This is a genomic window from Mycobacteroides franklinii (assembly GCF_001853795.1).
Taxonomy (GTDB): Bacteria; Actinomycetota; Actinomycetes; order Mycobacteriales; family Mycobacteriaceae; genus Mycobacterium; species Mycobacterium franklinii.
Window position 1 is genome coordinate 102909 of the sequence record NZ_MLIK01000018.1, and the last position, 17878, is coordinate 120786.

A 17878-nucleotide genomic window follows, 5' to 3' on the forward strand; every position below is an offset into this window, starting at 1 on the left:
GTGCTTTCGTCTCGACAATGGCCGGCGGCCGTTGGCGTGGTCCTCGCTGCGCTCTTCGTGGCACTGGGGTTCATCGCGCACGCCGCGCATGCCGGTACCGGCGTTGACCACGCGGTGCTGGACTTCATGCTGGCCCAGCGCCGACAGTGGCTGACTCCCATCGCCGTGTTCGTCACCGATGTGGTGGGACCCAACGGCATGTGGCCGCTTGGGATCGTGGTCGGTGCGGTGCTCGGGTGGCGGTGGCGGACACCGCTACCCGCCCTGGTAATCTTCGGAACCCTGATCGCGACCAGAATCGTGATTCCGGTGACCAAACACATCGTGGGTACCCAGCGCCCGCCGCACGCCGTCCGGTTGGTGGTGGAGAACTCCCCGTCATATCCGTCGGGGCATTCGTTGACGACGATCTCGGTACTGGGCGTGCTCGCGGTGGTCCTCGGCTACGGGCGCAGCCGCACCGTCCGAATCTGGTTGTGGGTGACGGTGGCCGTCGGCACGGTCGCGGTTGCCCTGACGCGGCTGTATCTGGGTGTGCACTGGCTCTCCGATGTCATCGGGGGCGTGCTGCTGGGCGGCCTGATCATCGTGGTGGCCGGATCGCTGTACGGGCGATACGCGTCCCGGAAGTTATCCACAGCCTGAAAATCGGCGGAACCATACGCCGGTGCCGGTGGTCCTACCTGCTATCGAACCCGTTTAGCCCCAGGTAGGAGCTGCCATGTCCAACGATGAAGAGGACACGTACATAAATCTGGCGACGCTGTGGCTCGCCGACGGCGCGTGCGAGGAGCTGGCCGCCCGCTGCGAGCTGCTCCGGAGCACATTTGCCGGGATCATCGCGCGCCTGGAATCCTTCGCGCCCGCCAACCACGTCATCTTCGGCGACTGCGAGGAGGGGCGGGGGTGGGGCCGGGTCGTTCACGACGCCGCCCAGGCGCCGACGGGCTCGCTGGCCGCGGTTCTCGAACAGCATCGCTGCGTGCTGACCGAATTCGCCGAGACCTTTCGGCGCATCGGTGATGCCTACGCGGAGGTCGACACGGGTTCGGCCGACTGCGCCCGGAGGGCGCTGAGATGACCGTGACCGTACGCCCCGACGAATGGCACGGTGACAAGTGGAGCCACGAGTCGATCATGGATATGCAGGCACGGATGGCGCCGGAGGACATCAAGCGCTTCGCCGATGAATGGAAAAGCACACTGCGGGGGCTCGATTCGCTGTTCACCACCTTCCTGGAGGATGTGACAGCGACGATCCAGGACGGCTGGAGCGGCTCCGGGGCGCGAGCGGCGCTGGGCACCATGCGGGAGTACGTCGAAAATTCGCGCATCGCACTCGAACAGGCATTGACCCTGTCCTCGGGTCTGGACGTATTGGCAAGGGCCACGGGCGAACTGCAGCAGCAGATCGCGCCCCCGCCCACACCGGTGCTGGTGGACAAAATGGGTGAAATTCCTCGCTGGCGAACGTCGTTCGCCGAGCAGTTGGGCCTGTGGGAGCAAGCCCTGAATCAGGTGCGGACCGTGTACAGCGGCCCGGCGATCCAGGCCGGCAACGCCGTCGCCGCGCTGATCGGCCCACAGGAACGACTTCGCTTCGGCTTCGGGCCGGATATCGGCGCCGCCGTACCCGGGCAGTCACCGGACGAACAAGCCGAGCGGGCCGCGGAGTTCCTGGCCCGGTGGGGCCTGGGCGAGCACGAGCCCAATCCCAATCCGTCGCAGACGACGCCCCCGCCGATGCAGGTACCGCTTACGGTGATGGGAGTTCCGGGTAATCCGTTCCCGGGCAAGGGTTCCGCAATGGGATCGACACCCGGATCCGGGGTCGACGAACGTGGTGAAGACGATGTCTATGCGGGTCAGGATTGGATGCACGATCCGCTCTGGCGTGAGAGCCCAACCCGCAGTGCGGGGTTCGAATCGGCGGTGCCCAGCACCGGTCGGCCGCTGTCTGCCGACCGGATGCCGGCATTCGGTTCGGGACCCACTGTGGCGAGCACCGGCGGTATCGGTGGTGGTGCGGCAACTCGGACGTGGGGCCCGATGATGCCGATGATGGGTGCATACCCACCGCACGCAAGCCAGCGCCGCGGCGACGAGAACGAGCACTACAGCCCGCCGTATCTGGTGAATGCCGACAACACCCGAGAGCTGCTCGGGGATCTGCCCAGGGCAGCGGCCCCGGTTATCGGGCTGTGGGACAGCGATGGTGACGACGAGTCGGGGCCGTCGCCGCGGCGCGGGTTTCGTTCGCGCTGAGTCAGACCCTTGAGGGCCGGGGTTTGCGCCGGTATGAATACCGAGTGCCTTCGACACTATCCGCTGATTGCTGCTGTTGCGTGACGCCGTTTCCTAGCGCCTAGCCACAGAAAGTACTTCGCATAGTGTCTGTTTTTGTCGACGTCGTTCCCGGCCAGTCACCGGCCCCGGAAGCCGCCGCGCGCCCATCGCGATGGCGCCTTCGCCTGACCCGCGCCGCCCTGCCGCTGCTGTCGGTGATCGTGTTCATCGGAATATGGCAGCTGGCCGCGGTCAGTGGGATCTGGAACCAAACCTTTGTGCCGTATCCGAGCAGTGTGTGGCACGCCTTCATCGAAGTATCCACCAACCACGACGGAGTGCATGGATACGGCGGCTACCTGCTGGTCGAACACCTGTATATGACGTTGCGCCGCTTGCTGTTCGGCGTCATCATCGGAGTGACGGCCGGGGTGCTGCTCGGCCTGTTGATGGGATCGGTCGGGTGGGTGCGCAGCGTCCTGGAACCCTGGCTGACTTTCCTGCGCACACTGCCGCCGCTGGCGTACTTCTTCCTGCTGGTGATTTGGCTGGGTATCGACGAGGCCCCCAAGATCACCCTGCTCGCGCTGGCGGCACTGCCGCCGGCGGCCGTCGCCACCACAGCGGCGGTGGTCGCGGCCCCCGTGGGCCTGGTGGAAGCGGCCCGCGCACTGGGTGCGTCGCGATGGCAGGTGACCCGCGACGTGGTGATCCCCGCAGCGCTGCCCGAGACGTTCACCGGCGTGCGGCTCGCGGTCGGTATGGCGTATTCGTCGGTGGTCGCCGCGGAACTGTTCAACGGCATACCCGGTATCGGTGGCCTGGTGAAGGACGCCAGTAACTACAACAACACGCCCGTGGTGTTGGTCGGGATCTTCTCGATAGGGATCTCGGGCCTGGTGATCGACGCCGCCCTGCGCGCCGTCGAGCGCCGGGCGGTGCCGTGGCGGGGGAAGATATGAGGCTGGCCCACCTCGCGGCCACGCTCGCGGTGGCGATCGCGGCGTTGTCGGGGTGCGCGATCGATCACTCCGGTCTGGACAGCAGCAAGCCGACCATCCGGATCGGTTACCAGAACTTCCCCAGCGGTGATCTCGTCGTCAAGCAAAACCGTTGGCTGGAAACGGCGTTGCCCGACTACAACATCAAATGGACGCGGTTCGACTCGGGCGCCGATATCAACACCGCCTTCATCGCCAGGGAACTCGATTTCGGGGCGCTGGGATCGAGCCCCTTCGCGCGGGGGCTCTCGGCGCCCTTGAACATTCCGTATCGGGTGGCCTACGTCCTTGACGTCGCCGGTGACAACGAGGCGTTGGTGGCCAGCAATCGCAGTGGCGTGACCACGATTGCCGGTCTCAAGGGCAGGCGCGTCGGAACTCCGTTCGCCTCCACCGCGCACTACAGCCTGCTGTCCGCGCTGGCGCAGAACGGTTTGTCGGCGAACGATGTTCGGCTCGTGGACCTGCAACCGCAGGCCGCGTTGGCCGCGTTCGACCGCGGAGACGTGGATGCCGTCTATACCTGGTTGCCCACGGTTGACCAGGTCCGTAAGAACGGCAGAGATCTGATCACCAGCCGACAGCTGGCCGCCGACGGCAGGCCCACCCTGGACCTCGCGGTGGTGTCCAATGCGTTCGCCGACGCCCATCCCGAGGTGGTCGACGTGTGGCGCAGGCAGCAAGCGCGCGCGTTGAACCTCATCCACGACGATCCGAGCACGGCCGCCAAGTCGATAGGCGCCGAGAATGGTCTCACCCCGCCGGAGGTCGCCGATCAGCTCAAGCAGGGGATCTACCTGAGTCCGTCCGAGATCACCTCGGCGAAATGGCTTGGTGAGCAGGGTAAGCCGGGGCATATCGCGGTCGATCTGCGGAGCGCTTCGCAGTTCTTGGCCGATCAGAAACAGATCCCCGCCGCGGCGCCGCTTTCGACGTTCGAGAATGCTGTCTACACGAAGGGCCTGCCCGATGTCATCGGTCGATGATGTGACAACCGCTGTCCAGGAACGAGATACCGGATCAATTCGGATCAGTGGCGTCACCCACAGTTACGGCAGCGGTGCGGCGAGGACGACGGCGCTGGGCCCGGTGGACCTGACCGTCGAGCCGGGGACCTTCCTGGTGCTGGTGGGGGCATCCGGATGCGGCAAGAGCACCCTGTTGCGGCTGCTGGCCGGATTCGAATCACCGAGCGAAGGGGCTGTGTCGGTGGCCGGTGGAGCGCCGACCCCGGGCATTACGTCGGGGGTTGTGTTCCAGCAGCCACGGCTGTTTCCCTGGCGCACGGTGGGAGGCAACGTCGAGCTCGCCCTGAAATACGCGAAAGTGCCGCGCGAACGGTGGGCGCAACGCCGAGACCAATTGCTCGCCCGTGTCGGACTGGAAGGCACTGCGGGCCGGCGCATTTGGGAGATCAGTGGCGGTCAACAGCAGCGGGTGGCGATCGCTCGGGCACTCGCTGCCGAGACCCCGCTATTTCTCTTGGACGAGCCGTTCGCGGCGCTCGACGCGCTCACCCGTGAGCGTCTGCAGGAGGACGTCCGCCAGGTCAGCGCCGAGTCGGGTCGCACCACGGTGTTCGTCACACACAGCGCGGACGAAGCCGCCTTTCTCGGGTCGCGCATCGTGGTGCTGACTCGTCGACCCGGCCAGGTGGCATTGGATATCCCGGTGGAGCTCCCCAGGACCGGTATCGACCCCGATGATCTACGCCGTTCTCCCGAATATGCCGAACTGCGTACCGAGGTGGGCCGGGCGGTGAAGGCCGCGGCCGCCTAGCTCGTGTGCGGATACGTCCGCAGCAGCGCGGCAGCGTCGGATTGATAGGCATGCTCTGCCCACCCCAGTGGTGTCGACCCGAAACGCGTGTCGGTGATCGCGGGATCGGCTCCGGCCGCCAGCAATCGGCGTATCAGCGCCAGATCGCCCGCCCAGGCCGCCTCGTGCAGCGGTGTCGCGCCGTCCTCGTCGCGGGCATTGACATCGGTGGGGAAGGAGCGGGGCACGAGAGTTGCTCCCGTGATGTCGATTCCGTGCCGGGCCAGCAGCTCCAGGCGATCGGAGAATCCATGGGCGGCCGCCCAATCGATCTGCCGTCGCCACATCTGCTCACGGGTCTCCATGGCCTCGCCCAGGCGGCGCTCCCAGGGGCTCACGCCGGCATCGGCCAATCCGTGGGCGAACAGCAGTTTCAGATGTGAATCGTCGGGGCGGAACATCCGGTTGTAGAGGGTCTGCTGATCCACCGGGTGTGCACCGCGCTGCAGCAGCAGGGCGGCCAGCGCCCCGGCGAACGGGTGGCGGGGCTGGCGTCCCGGCCCCTGCTCTCCCTCGCCGAACACCCCCGTCAACGCGGTGAACGGGGTGGACATCCCGCACCACAGGTACCCCGAGTTGGGGTCGGCGCCGGTGTCCAGGAGCAGGCGGGCGGCGGTCAACGTGTCATCGACGGTGCGGTCCAACGGTGCACGGCTGTAGCACAGGTACATCAGCGGAAACCATTGGTACGGACCGCCACTGGCCGTTGCCAGCGCCGGTTGCGCGGACAGGTGCCGCGCGACCGCGGCGGGGTCGGCGGCGGTGGCCGCCGCCCACACGTGCCTGTCCACCAGCGCCGGATCCGCGGCGACGAGATCGGCCGCCGCCTGCCAGCGCGGCGGCTCATCGTCGTGGTCGTACCGCAGCGAGGCGAGGGCACAAAACCGGTCGGCCGAATCGAGGTTGGCTTCGTTCACCGCACTCGGATCGGTGCTCAGGTCGGCGGCCAGCTCCAGATAGTGCACAAGTGCCGGCCAGCCGGTGAATCCGTACCGGCGGGCCATCGTCAGCTGGGCATCGTGCAGCGCGAACCGTCCACTCGCCAAGGTGATATCGGGGCGCGGGTGGTGTTGGCGCACCATGTCCAGCGCGTCGGGATCCGCGGCGCGTAGCGCGCGCTGCAGTCCACGTGCGTCATCGCGAATGCGATCAAGGGACGGATTGGTGGGAAGGGTGCTGGCCATGACGGCCTCCTCTCGTGAACCCGATGTCCGCGAGGCCGGGCGAGAAGAGGTCGGTAACCAGTTCAAGGAAGGCAGGGAGGCTGAGCCTCTTCGGGCGGACACCGGGCGCTCCTGCACGCCCGGCACCCACACTACCGCGCTAGAGGGTCGGGCGCCGGTGTGCCCACGGTTCGGTCGCTTCGAGCTGGGCGGCCAGCCGAATGAGCAGGGATTCGCCGCCGAGCGGGGCCACGAACTGCACACCGAGCGGCAGGCCCTTCGGGGTTTGATGCAGCGGCAATGAAATCGCCGGGCGCCCAGTCAGATTCGCCAACTGGGTATAGGGAACCCAGCCGAGGTTGTCGTTGATCATGCTGTCGATGATGTTCGCGTATTTGAGCACGCGGGCGGTCTTGGTGCGCAGCAGCAGATCTGACACGGCGGCCAGCGGTGCGGGGAGGTTGAACTCGCCGATACGTGGCGGAGACTTGGCGAGCGTCGGCGTGAGCAGCAGGTCGTAGTCGCCGAAGAATGTCGCCATCTCGCGCACATAATCGTGCCGGCGTTCTACGGCCGCAACATAATCGGGCCCGCTGGTGGTGCGCCCCAGTGCCGCGATGAGCAGGGTGTCGCGCTCGAATCCCTCATCACCCGCACCCGTCAGCTTCTTGGTGTGATCCACCTCGTAGGCGGCATGCACAAACCACGTCAACAGGAAATCGCGAGCCAGCTGGCCATCGTCATAGGGGGCGCTCACCTCTACCACCTCATGGCCCAGATGCGTCAGGATGCGCACCGCGGCATCGACCGCGGCCACTGCGGCGGGATCGGGGCTGGGGGTGATGACCGTCGGGACGCGTACCCCGATCCGGAGCTTGCCGGGATCGCGGCCCACCTGGGACGCGTACGAGTCCTTCGGTATCGCCGGCAAATACGGCGAGGTGGGCTCGGGTCCGGCGATGATGTCGAGCATGGCGGCCGTATCGCGGACGGTTCGCGAGACGGTGCCGTTGACCGCCGCGCCATGCATGGGTTCACCGGCCGTGGGGCCCATGGGGGTGATACCGCGACCGGGCTTGAGTCCGACCAGGCCGCAGCATCCCGCGGGGATACGGATCGACCCGCCGCCATCGCTGGCGCCCGCGACGGGCACGATTCCGGCCGCGACCGCGGCAGCGGAGCCGCCCGAGGAGCCGCCCGGGGTGCGGCTAAGATCCCACGGATTGCGGCTCGCCCCAAACAGTTCCGGCTCGGTGATGCCCTTGGCTCCGAACTCGGGAGTGTTGGTCTTGCCGAAGATCACCAGGCCGGCGTCGAGCCAGCGCCGCACGATGGTGGAGTGCTCCGCGGCGGGCAGCGTGGACAACGCCCGACATCCTCCGGCCGTCGGCAGGCCCCGGTAGTCCTGGCCCAGATCCTTGATGAGAAACGGCACACCGGCGAACGGCCCGGTCAGCTCGCCCTCGACCCGCTGATCGGCCTCGGGGATGGTTCGGACTATCGCGTTGACCTTGTCGTTGACCTCCACCGCGCGGGCGCGGGCGGCGGCGAGCAGCTCGGCCGGGGTGACCTGTTTGGTGGCGACCAGCTCGGCCAGGCCGGTGGCGTCGTATTGGGAGTAGTCGGAGAAATCCACCCGATCAGCCTATGCGGCATCAGGGGGTCAGGCGTTGGCCTTCTTCAACACATCGTTGTAGATCGCGACGATCTTCTCGGTCTGCAGCGACTGCCGCGGCTCGTCGTGGTGCGCGGCGACAACCTCGGTCATCTGCCGCAGCTTGCCGCGGTCATCGGCCAGGGCGCGGATGGCCTTCGCGATGGCCTCGACGGATTCGTTCTCGGTAACCAGGCCGCCGCCCTCGGGTACCGATTCACCCAGGATCTCGTCGCAGAAGATCACCGGAGTCGACATCGAGATCGCCTCCAGCAGAACCAATCCCTGTGTGTCGAAACCGTATGAGGTGAACAGCAGCGCACTGCTGGCTCCCATCGCCGCCAGGCAGCTGTCCTGGCTGACCCGGCCACGCAGCCGGATCCGGTTGGAGGCTCCGTGTGAATCCACGTACTTCTTGATGGCGCCTTCGAGGTGCCCGTCACCGTAGATGTCCATGACGCAGTTCTTGACCTGCGTGGCCGCCTTCACGGCCTCCAGCACCCGCTTTTCGGGGGACAGGCGCCCGCACCAGATGAGCCGCAGCGGCTCGTCATCGGTGGGCTTGTCGTCCGCGGCTTCACGGGCGATGTCGACGAGCTCGTCGTCGACACCGTTCGACACCACGGAAATGGGCCGACGCAGACCGCGATCGGTGAGAGCCTGCGCAAAATGCGTCGTCGGGGTGATCTCGTGGTCCACCGCCTGCGCCTGCGCCATCATCAGCTGCCACGCCCGCCGCGACGCGGCGGATTCCTGCACCGTCGTCAGGTGGAAATCCTTGGGCAGGTGACGCTCCTGCATCTGGCTGAAGATCCAGGCCAGCAGCAGGGGGTTGGGGCTGGCCTTCTCGAAATACACGTCATAGCGGGTGTGCTTGGTCTGTACCACCGGGATGCCGTTGCGGCGCGCGGCCTCCACGCCAGCGATGCAGACGCCCAGGTCGCCCTGGCTGTGGATGATGTCGATGGGTCCGCGCGCACGCAGTTCCCGATCGATCAGCTCCCGGTTCGCGGCGCCCGGCCACACGAAGGTGAAGTCGTCGTGCTTGCCGAGCTTGCGCATGGCCTCGGCGACGAAGGGCACCGGCTTGACCTCCACGACATTCGGGTCGGGATCGACGGTGTGCGCCAGGGGTGCGGTGAACACCGTCACCTTGTGTCCCAGCCGCTCCAGGCCGTGACGCTGCCGGGCCACCGAGATCTGCGCGCCACCCAGGCTCTCGGGGTGAAGATCGGTGAACAGCGCTATATGCATCGTCGAAACCTGTCGTTGTGTGCCAGTACGGCATGCGGAAACCCGGGCCCAACCCGTCCCGAACCGTATCGGATCGCCGCTGATGCTGCTGAGATACCCAGACAGAAGGTGTCGAGAATGCCCAGCCTCCCCGCTGCCGGTGGCCTCACCAAGTAGGCTCGATGCTGTGCAACGTCGAATTATGGGTATCGAGACGGAGTTCGGCGTTACGTGCACATTCCATGGCCACCGACGACTGAGCCCGGATGAGGTCGCGCGTTACCTGTTCCGCCGCGTGGTGTCCTGGGGCCGCAGTTCCAACGTCTTCCTGCGTAACGGCGCCCGGCTCTACCTCGACGTGGGCAGCCATCCGGAGTACGCCACCGCCGAATGCGACAGTCTGGTGCAGCTGGTCACCCACGACCGCGCCGGCGAGCGCGTCCTGGAGGACCTGCTCATCGATGCCGAGCAGCGCCTGTCCGACGAGGGCATTGGCGGCGACATCTATCTGTTCAAGAACAACACCGACTCCGCCGGCAACTCGTACGGCTGCCACGAGAACTACCTCATCGTGCGGGCGGGGGAGTTCTCCCGGATCTCCGATGTGCTGCTGCCGTTCCTGGTCACCCGCCAGCTGATCTGTGGCGCGGGCAAAGTGTTGCAAACCCCCAAAGCTGCGACCTTCTGCTTATCGCAACGCGCCGAACATATTTGGGAGGGTGTCTCCTCGGCAACCACCCGCAGCCGTCCCATCATCAACACCCGCGACGAACCGCATGCCGATGCCGAGAAGTACCGGCGCCTGCACGTCATCGTCGGCGACTCCAACATGTCCGAGGCAACCACCATGCTCAAGGTGGGCACCGCGGCGCTGGTGCTGGAGATGATCGAAAGCGGCGTCGCGTTCCGTGACTTCTCCTTGGACAACCCGATCAGGGCGATCCGCGAGGTCAGCCACGACCTCACCGGACGTCGTCCCGTCCGGCTTGCCGGGGGCCGTCAGGCCAGCGCGCTGGACATTCAGCGCGAGTACCACGCGCGCGCCGTCGAGCACCTGAACACCCGCGAACCCAACGAACAGGTCGAGCAGGTCGTCGAGCTATGGGGCCGCACGCTCGATGCCGTTGAGAGCCAAGATTTCTCGAAGGTGGACACCGAGATCGACTGGGTGATCAAGCGCAAGCTGTTCCAGCGCTACCAGGACCGCTACAACATGGAGCTGTCCGACCCGAAGATCGCCCAACTGGACTTGGCCTATCACGACATCAAGCGCGGCCGGGGTGTGTTCGATCTGCTGCAGCGCAAGGGTCTGGCTGCCCGGGTCACCACCGACGAGGAGATCAAGGCCGCCGTCGACCAGCCCCCGCAGACCACTCGCGCCAAGCTGCGTGGTGACTTCATCACCGCGGCCCAGGAGGCCGGCCGTGATTTCACGGTCGACTGGGTGCACCTCAAGCTCAACGACCAGGCGCAGCGCACGGTGCTGTGTAAGGACCCGTTCCGGTCCGTCGACGAGCGGGTGGAACGCCTCATCGCCAGCATGTAGCGGCCGCTTTCCCGCGGTGCTTCCGCATTCGTCGAGATCCGCTTTTTGTCGGCGTCTACTCGTACTTTCGCGGCAAAACGTCGATCTCGATGGGTGTCGGTGGGGGCGTGCAGCATGCACGCATGGCTGACACGCATGGCTGAGGTGTTCATCGGTAGCGAGGCGGTGTCGACAGGTCGGCCCAGCCGCCACGAGCTCCGGCGCTATTACCGGCCCATTTTTCGCGGTGTCTACCTTCCAAAATCTGCGGAGATGACCCTGCGGGACCGGACTGTGGCGGCATGGCTGGCGACCGGACGAAGGAGCGCGATCGCAGGATTGGCGGCCTCCGCCCTGCACGGCGTCGGCTGGGTCGATCACGATGTGTCCATCGAATTGGTCGGTGTGACATCGCGGCCGCAGGACGGATTGATCACCAGGAATGAGCGCGTCGACGCCGACGAGATCACCTGGATATCGGGGCTGCCGGTGACGAACCGGGTGCGCACCGCCTTCGACCTGGGCCGCTACCAGCCTCGTGCCCGTGCCCTCGGGTGCCTGGATGCGCTGATGCGAAACCAAGACTTCGCGTGTGACGCCGTGATAGTGCTCGCCGAGCGCTATCCGAAGGTGCGCGGCATGCGGCAGCTGCGAGAACTGCTGCCATTGATCGACGCTGGCGCCCAATCACCCCGGGAGAGCCTGATCCGTCTCCAGTTGCACGATGCTGGGCTGCCTCGCGCCCAGACCCAGGTTCCGGTGCTCGACGGATACACGCCCATCGCGTTCCTGGACATTGGCTGGCCGCGGTATCACGTGGCCGTCGAATACGACGGCGACCGCCACCGCAAGGATCGCCGCCAATACGTCAGGGACCTGGCGCGGCTACGAATGCTCGAGGAGCGCGGCTGGATTGTCATCCGCGTGATCGCCGAGGAACCGCCCGACGCGTGGATCGCGCGGGTGGCGGCGGCGCTGCGCAGCCGGGGCTGCCAAATCGAGATCGACAAAATGCGGCGACCCACGCGGCCTTTCGCCGCATAACGCAGATCTCGAAGCATCGAACAAACTTTCGCAACACCCCCTAAAGTGCTGGCAGGAAACACCCCACCGTCCTCTAAGCTTTCCGCCGTGGCGATCTCCAAAGTCGAGCGGTTGATGAACCTGGTGATCTGCCTGCTGTCCACCCGCACCTACGTCACCGCCGAACGAATCCGCACGTCGGTGGCCGGTTACTCGGACTCGCCGAGCGACGAGGCCTTCAGTCGGATGTTCGAGCGCGATAAGAACGAGCTGCGTGACCTGGGCATCCCGCTGGAGACGGGAAAGGTGTCCTCCTTCGACGCCACCGAGGGCTACCGCATCCGTCGCGACGCCTACGGGCTGCCCGACATCACCCTCACCGCAGATGAGTCCGCGGCCGTGGCAGTGGCCACCCAGCTGTGGCAGTCACCCGAGCTGGTCACCGCAGCGCAGGGCGCGCTGATGAAACTGCGCGCCGCCGGTGTGGACGTCGACCCGGCCGCCGAGAACGTTTCGGTGGCAGCGCCGGCCGCCATGCCGGGTGGGCGCGGATCGGAATCTGTGCTGCGAATTCTGCTGTCCGCCATCGATTCCGGTCAGGCGGTGCAGTTCGGGCACCGGCCTTCGCGTACCGAGCCGTATGTCACGCGCACCGTCGAGCCATGGGGCGTGGTCACCGATCGTGGCCGCTGGTATCTCGTCGGACACGATCGGGACCGCGACGCCACCCGCACCTTTCGGCTGTCCCGCATCGGGGACGACGTGACGAAGCTCGATAAACCCGGGACGGTGCGTCGTCCCGACGATGCCGACCTGCGTGCCATCGTGGCCAGGGCCGTCGGCGACGGGCCGGTGCGGATCACCGCACGGGTGTGGATCGCCGAAGGGCGCGCCCAGGAGCTGCGCCGGATGGGTGCCGTTGTCGAATCGCGGCGTCTAGGGGAACGCGACGGGGACATCGTCGAGATCGAGGTTGCCTCACCGGACCGGCTGGTCCGCTCGATTGCCTCCCACGGCGCCGACGCGGTGGCGCTGGAACCCGTACAGGTACGTGACGAGGTCATCGCTCGTCTGCAGGAGCACGCGGCGGATGAGCCGCTTGTGCGAAGAGGATCCAATGGGGTGACGGCATGACCGAGTTGTCGAACCGGCTGACCCGGCTGCTGAATATGGTCCCGTATTTCCAGGCCAACGCCGGTATCAGTGCCGCGGAGGCCGCCGCTGACCTGGGGGTGACCACCAAACAGCTGATGGCCGATCTGAACCAGCTGTGGATGTGTGGTCTTCCCGGGTATGGGCCCGGCGACCTGATCGATCTCTCCTTCTCCGAGGAAAGCATCGAGGTCACTTTCTCCGCGGGTATCGACCGTCCGCTGCGCCTCACCTCACCCGAGGCGACGGCACTGCTGGTCGCGCTGCGCGCACTGCTGGACATGCCCGGCACCGTCGACCCGGAGGCCGCGCGCAGCGCGATCGCCAAGATCGAGGACGCCGTGGGTGCGGCCCCCACCGACGGCGCACCCGCGCAGCTTCCCGCCACCGCCGAGTCCGAGGCGGTGACCGCGGTGCGCTCGGCGGTCCGTAAGAGGCAGGCGCTGCGCATCGAGTACTACTCGGCATCGCGAGATGCGTTGTCGGAGCGCATCGTCGACCCCATTCGTATCGCGGTGGTGGGGGACCACAGCTACCTGGAGGCGTGGTGCCGGGCGTCCGAGGGTGTGCGGTTGTTCCGGTTCGACCGGATCGAACAGGCAGAGGTTCTCGACCAGCGCGCGGCGCCGCCGGCGCCCGCGGTTCAGACCGCCACCGACACCGGTCTGTTCGAGGCAGATCCCTCGCTCCCGGCGGCGACGGTGATCGTCGGTCCGAGCGCGTCCTGGGTTTTCGACTACTTCCCGATGCGCCCGACCGGGGCTCAGCATGCCGACGGATCGGTGGAGGCCGCCATGACCTACGCCTCCGAGGACTGGATGGCCCGATTGATCCTCGGTTTCGGATCGGCAATCCGCGTGCTGGCACCGGAGTCGTTGGCGCGGAGGGTGCGCGCTGACGCGGCGACGGCGCTGGCGGCGTATCAGGCCAGCTGACCGTCACGGGTCCTGGGGTAGCATTCAGGGCATACACGACGTCTGGAGGTGACCACATTGGGCGGTCTACAACCCATGCACTGGGTAATCGTTATCGTCGTATTCGCGCTGCTCTTCGGAGCCAAGAAGCTGCCAGACCTTGCGCGTTCGCTGGGTAAGTCGCTGCGGATCTTCAAATCGGAAGTCAAGGAACTGCAGAACGAAGGAAACACCGCACGGGCGTCCGAAGCCCCACAAGCCGTGGAGCAGCAGCAAGTGCCTCCCGCTGTCGCGGTGGAAGCACCGCCCATCGAGTCGACTCCCGGTCACAAGCCCACTGCCTAGCCGCGTCTCGACGCGGAACAGGCCGGCCGGACAGGTCATACGTTGATGAATAAGGTTCTGGGTGCTCTTCGGCTGCCTGGACGTCCTCGCCAACCCAAGAATGCCGACGGCACCATGTCGCTCGTCGAGCATCTGCAGGAACTGCGCACGCGTCTGCTGATCTCGGTAGCGGCAGTGCTGCTCACCACGATCATCGGGTTTGTCTGGTATGAGCACGCCATGTTCGGCGTCGAGAGTCTCGGCGAGTGGCTGCGCGAACCATATTGCTCACTGCCGGCCAGTGCCCGCGCCAATCTCAGTGCGGACGGCGCCTGCCGACTTTTGGCCACGGCACCCTTTGAGCAGTTCATGCTGCGCCTCAAGGTCGGACTGACCGCCGGCGTGGTGCTGGCCTGCCCGGTGTGGCTGTACCAGATCTGGCGGTTCATCACCCCGGGTCTGTATCGCAACGAACGCAAGTTCGCGGTCATCTTCGTGACCGCGGCCGCGGTGCTGTTCATCGCCGGGGCGCTGTTGGCCTACCTGGTGCTGGCCAAGGCGCTGCACTTCCTGCTGACGGTGGGCAGTGATGTTCAGGTCACCGGACTCAAGGGTGACGAGTACTTCAGCTTCCTGATCAACCTGTTGCTGGTATTCGGTGTCAGTTTCGAGTTTCCGCTGCTGCTCGTGATGCTGAACTTCGTCGGGATCGTGTCCTACGCCAAGCTCAAGAACTGGCGCCGCGGCATGATCTTCGGTTTGTTCGTCTTCGCGGCCTTCGCGACACCGGGGTCCGACCCGTTCTCGATGACGGCACTGGGGCTCGCGCTGACACTGCTACTGGAATTCTCTATTCAGGTATCCCGGGTGCACGACAGGCGGAAGGCCAAGCGGGAGGCTGCGCAGCAGCTCAGCGATGACGAGGCCTCCGCGTTGGACGCGCCCGAGGTCATCGCCGCGCCCGAACCGATCGGTCCCCCCGAGCGGTTTGACAACATGGGCAAGTGACCAGCATCGGAACCGAACTTAGTGCGTTCTCCCAGGGGCTGAGTTTTGCTCTCGATCCGTTCCAGGTGCGCGCCTGTACCGCGCTGGAGAATGGTCACGGCGTGCTGGTCTGCGCACCCACCGGCGCGGGCAAAACCATCGTCGGAGAATTCGCGGTGCACCTGGCCCTGGCCGCCGGGCGCAAATGCTTCTACACGACGCCCATCAAGGCGCTGAGCAACCAGAAGCACAACGACCTGGTGTCGGTGTACGGACCGGACAAGGTCGGCCTGCTCACCGGAGACTCGTCGATCAACTCCGACGCTCCGGTGGTGGTGATGACCACCGAGGTGCTGCGCAACATGCTCTACGCGGATTCACCCGCACTGCAAGGCCTTTCCTATGTGGTGATGGACGAGGTGCACTTCCTGGCCGATCGGTTCCGCGGTGCGGTGTGGGAGGAAGTGATCCTGCATCTGCCCGAGGAGGTCGCGCTCGCCAGCCTGTCCGCAACGGTGAGCAACGCCGAGGAATTCGGCGGCTGGATCAAGACGGTCCGCGGGGACACCACCGTGGTGGTCGACGAAACCAGACCGGTTCCGTTGTGGCAGCACGTCATCGTCGGGCGGCGGCTGTTCGACCTGTTCGATTACGACGGCAAGAAAACCGACGTCGATCCGGAGCTCACGCGCTACATCGCCCAGCGTCGCCAGGCCGATCGCTTCGCCGACTTCGACCGCCCACGCCGGCGGGGGCCACAGGATCGCGGTGGGCGTCCGCCCACCCTCTACCGTCCGCCGTCGCGGCCCGAGGTCATCACGCGGCTCGACGAGGATGGCCTGCTCCCGGCGATCACCTTCATCTTCTCGCGGGCCGGATGCGATGGCGCTGTGGCGCAATGCCTTCGGTCCCGGTTGCGGCTTACCACCGAAGAAGAGCGGCGCGAGATCGTCGCCATCATCGACCGCCGCACCGAGGGTCTGCCCGAGGGCGATCTGGACGTGCTCGGGTACTGGCAGTGGCGGGAGGGGCTGCTGCGCGGCATCGCCGCACACCACGCGGGCATGCTGCCGGTGTTCCGGCAAACCGTTGAGGAGTTGTTCACCAAGGGACTGGTGAAGGCGGTATTCGCCACCGAGACACTGGCATTGGGAATCAACATGCCTGCCCGCACGGTGGTCCTGGAGCGGTTGGTCAAGTTCAACGGGGAGCAGCATGCCGCGTTGACTCCGGGGGAGTACACCCAGCTGACGGGACGGGCGGGCCGCCGCGGTATCGACGTCGAGGGACATGCCGTCGTGCTGTGGACGCCCGATGTGGAACCCAGTGAGATCGCCGGTCTGGCGTCCACGCGTACCTTCCCGCTGCGCAGTTCCTTTGCGCCGTCGTACAACATGACGATCAATCTGGTGCACCGCATGGGGCCGGACCCGGCACGTGAACTGCTGGAGCGATCTTTCGCGCAATACCAAGCCGATCGCTCCGTGGTGGGCCTGGTGCGCGGCATCGAGCGCGGTCAGAAGATGCTCGATGAGATCGCGGCCGAGCTTGACGGACATGATGGTTCGGTCCTGCAGTATGTCCGGCTGCGTGCCAGCCTCGCCGAACGTGAGCGTGCCGCCGCACGTGCCTCCCGACTCGAGCGTCGCGGGGCCGCCAACGATGCCCTCGCCGCCCTCAAGCGTGGCGACGTCATCGCGATCCCGCATGGTCGGCGCAACGGTGTGGCCGTGGTGCTGGAGCCCGCCAACGACGACGATGATCCGCGTCCGTTGGTGCTGACCGAACATCGCTGGGCCGGAAGGATTTCCTCGGCGGACTATTCGGGAAGTGCGGAACCGCTCGGATCCATCACGCTGCCCAAGCGTGTCGAACATCGTCAGCCCAAGGTGCGCCGTGATGTGGCATCGGCTTTGCGATCGGCACTCGATGAGGGTCGGGTCCGCAGGCCGGCGTCGGGTAAGCGGCGCGCGGATGGTTCTCATGGAGACGCCGACGCCGATGTGGAACGGCTGCGGCGCGAAATTCGGGAACACTCAGTGCATCACGCTCCCAAGCGCGAGGAATTGGCGCGTGTCGGCGAGCGCTATCTGCGCATCGAACGCGATAACGCCCAATTGCAGAAGAAGGTGGCGGCCGCGACCAATTCGCTGGCGCGGACCTTCGACCGCATTCTCGCGTTGCTCACCGAACGCGGCTATGTCGAGGACAGTTCCGAGCTCGGCATGAAGGTCACCGAGGACGGCATGTTGTTGGCCCGCATTTACAGCGAGAGCGACCTGCTGGTGGCCGAGTGTCTGCGGCGCGGAATGTGGGCGGGGCTGAAGCCGGCGGAGCTGGCGGCGGTGGCATCGGCGGTTTTGTACGAGTCACGCGGCGACACGGTTTCGGTGACCGGAGAGGCGCCGACGGCCGCGTTGCGCGGGGCTCTCGCCGAGACCCATCGGGCGCTGGCACGGCTGCGCCGCGACGAACAGCAGCACCATCTCGCCCCCACACGCGAGATCGACGAGGGCTTCGTGGCGGCGGTCTACCGGTGGGCGACCACGGGAGATCTGGCGGCGTCGCTGGAGGCTGCCGGCGACACAGGTACCGCGCTGCCGGCGGGCGATTTCGTACGCTGGTGCCGGCAAGTGGTGGATCTACTGGACCAGATTCACAAGGCAGCGCCGGACGCTGATGTGCGTTCAGCAGCGAAGGCCGCGGTCGGCGACGTGCGGCGTGGCGTCGTTGCCGTTGATGGCACATAAGGTCGAGCAAACGCTAAGGTGGAGCGTCAGCACGCTTTCACATCGGTA

Annotated in this window: 16 protein-coding genes; 13 read left to right on the top strand and 3 right to left on the bottom strand. The window is 66.2% G+C overall.

The window, feature by feature from the left end:
* The 6 genes from BKG76_RS07545 (at nucleotide 1) to BKG76_RS07570 (ending at nucleotide 5066) form a co-directional block, all read left to right on the top strand.
* Nucleotides 1-645, top strand: a complete 645-nt coding sequence (locus tag BKG76_RS07545) for a phosphatase PAP2 family protein (protein WP_131815804.1) — start codon at nucleotides 1-3, stop codon at nucleotides 643-645.
* Nucleotides 646-721: 76 nt separating this feature from the next.
* Nucleotides 722-1081 carry a hypothetical protein gene (locus BKG76_RS07550; protein WP_070937089.1) on the top strand — a complete coding sequence of 120 codons (360 nt, stop codon included), beginning with the start codon at nucleotides 722-724 and terminating at the stop codon, nucleotides 1079-1081.
* Nucleotides 1078-2265 (top strand): hypothetical protein, encoded by a 1188-nt coding sequence (locus BKG76_RS07555; RefSeq protein ID WP_070937090.1) that lies wholly within the window; start codon nucleotides 1078-1080, stop codon nucleotides 2263-2265. The genes BKG76_RS07550 and BKG76_RS07555 overlap by 4 nt, the downstream gene beginning before the upstream one ends.
* 125 nt (nucleotides 2266-2390) lie before the next feature.
* Nucleotides 2391-3248 carry an ABC transporter permease gene (locus BKG76_RS07560; RefSeq protein WP_070937091.1) on the top strand — a complete coding sequence of 286 codons (858 nt, stop codon included), beginning with the start codon at nucleotides 2391-2393 and terminating at the stop codon, nucleotides 3246-3248.
* Nucleotides 3245-4273 (top strand): taurine ABC transporter substrate-binding protein, encoded by a 1029-nt coding sequence (locus tag BKG76_RS07565; protein WP_070937092.1) that lies wholly within the window; start codon nucleotides 3245-3247, stop codon nucleotides 4271-4273. Before BKG76_RS07560 ends, BKG76_RS07565 begins: the two co-directional genes overlap by 4 nt.
* On the top strand, nucleotides 4257-5066 hold the full coding sequence (locus BKG76_RS07570) for an ABC transporter ATP-binding protein (protein WP_070937093.1): 810 nt from the start codon (nucleotides 4257-4259) through the stop codon (nucleotides 5064-5066). Before BKG76_RS07565 ends, BKG76_RS07570 begins: the two co-directional genes overlap by 17 nt.
* Here BKG76_RS07570 and BKG76_RS07575 read toward each other — a convergent pair.
* The 3 genes from BKG76_RS07575 to BKG76_RS07585 all read right to left on the bottom strand — a co-directional run bounded on the left by BKG76_RS07575 (nucleotide 5063) and on the right by BKG76_RS07585 (nucleotide 9176).
* Nucleotides 5063-6289 carry an ankyrin repeat domain-containing protein gene (locus tag BKG76_RS07575; protein WP_070937094.1) on the bottom strand — a complete coding sequence of 409 codons (1227 nt, stop codon included), beginning with the start codon at nucleotides 6287-6289 and terminating at the stop codon, nucleotides 5063-5065. The two genes, BKG76_RS07570 and BKG76_RS07575, sit on opposite strands and share 4 nt — an antisense overlap.
* A 139-nt stretch (nucleotides 6290-6428) precedes the next feature.
* Nucleotides 6429-7904 (bottom strand): amidase, encoded by a 1476-nt coding sequence (locus BKG76_RS07580; RefSeq protein WP_070937095.1) that lies wholly within the window; start codon nucleotides 7902-7904, stop codon nucleotides 6429-6431.
* A gap of 27 nt (nucleotides 7905-7931) precedes the next feature.
* The gene (locus BKG76_RS07585) at nucleotides 7932-9176 is read right to left on the bottom strand and encodes a glycosyltransferase (RefSeq protein ID WP_070937096.1); all 1245 of its coding nucleotides are present in this window, start codon (nucleotides 9174-9176) and stop codon (nucleotides 7932-7934) included.
* 166 nt (nucleotides 9177-9342) lie between these two features.
* Between BKG76_RS07585 and pafA the strand changes: the two genes are divergently transcribed.
* The 7 genes from pafA to BKG76_RS07620 all read left to right on the top strand — a co-directional run bounded on the left by pafA (nucleotide 9343) and on the right by BKG76_RS07620 (nucleotide 17830).
* Complete coding sequence (pafA, locus tag BKG76_RS07590; protein ID WP_109420644.1) at nucleotides 9343-10701, top strand: Pup--protein ligase; 1359 nt, start codon at nucleotides 9343-9345, stop codon at nucleotides 10699-10701.
* Nucleotides 10702-10836: 135 nt separating this feature from the next.
* A complete protein-coding gene (locus tag BKG76_RS07595; RefSeq protein WP_070937152.1) occupies nucleotides 10837-11724 on the top strand; it encodes a hypothetical protein in 888 nt (295 codons plus the stop codon).
* 87 nt (nucleotides 11725-11811) lie between these two features.
* The gene (locus BKG76_RS07600) at nucleotides 11812-12837 is read left to right on the top strand and encodes a helix-turn-helix transcriptional regulator (protein WP_070937098.1); all 1026 of its coding nucleotides are present in this window, start codon (nucleotides 11812-11814) and stop codon (nucleotides 12835-12837) included.
* On the top strand, nucleotides 12834-13790 hold the full coding sequence (locus tag BKG76_RS07605; RefSeq protein ID WP_070937099.1) for a helix-turn-helix transcriptional regulator: 957 nt from the start codon (nucleotides 12834-12836) through the stop codon (nucleotides 13788-13790). Before BKG76_RS07600 ends, BKG76_RS07605 begins: the two co-directional genes overlap by 4 nt.
* Before the next feature lie 57 nt (nucleotides 13791-13847).
* The gene (gene tatA, locus BKG76_RS07610; protein WP_206676566.1) at nucleotides 13848-14114 is read left to right on the top strand and encodes a Sec-independent protein translocase subunit TatA; all 267 of its coding nucleotides are present in this window, start codon (nucleotides 13848-13850) and stop codon (nucleotides 14112-14114) included.
* Between the two features lie 114 nt (nucleotides 14115-14228).
* The gene (gene tatC, locus BKG76_RS07615) at nucleotides 14229-15101 is read left to right on the top strand and encodes a twin-arginine translocase subunit TatC (protein ID WP_070937153.1); all 873 of its coding nucleotides are present in this window, start codon (nucleotides 14229-14231) and stop codon (nucleotides 15099-15101) included.
* On the top strand, nucleotides 15098-17830 hold the full coding sequence (locus tag BKG76_RS07620) for a DEAD/DEAH box helicase (RefSeq protein ID WP_070937101.1): 2733 nt from the start codon (nucleotides 15098-15100) through the stop codon (nucleotides 17828-17830). The genes tatC and BKG76_RS07620 overlap by 4 nt, the downstream gene beginning before the upstream one ends.
* Nucleotides 17831-17878: the final 48 nt, after the last annotated feature.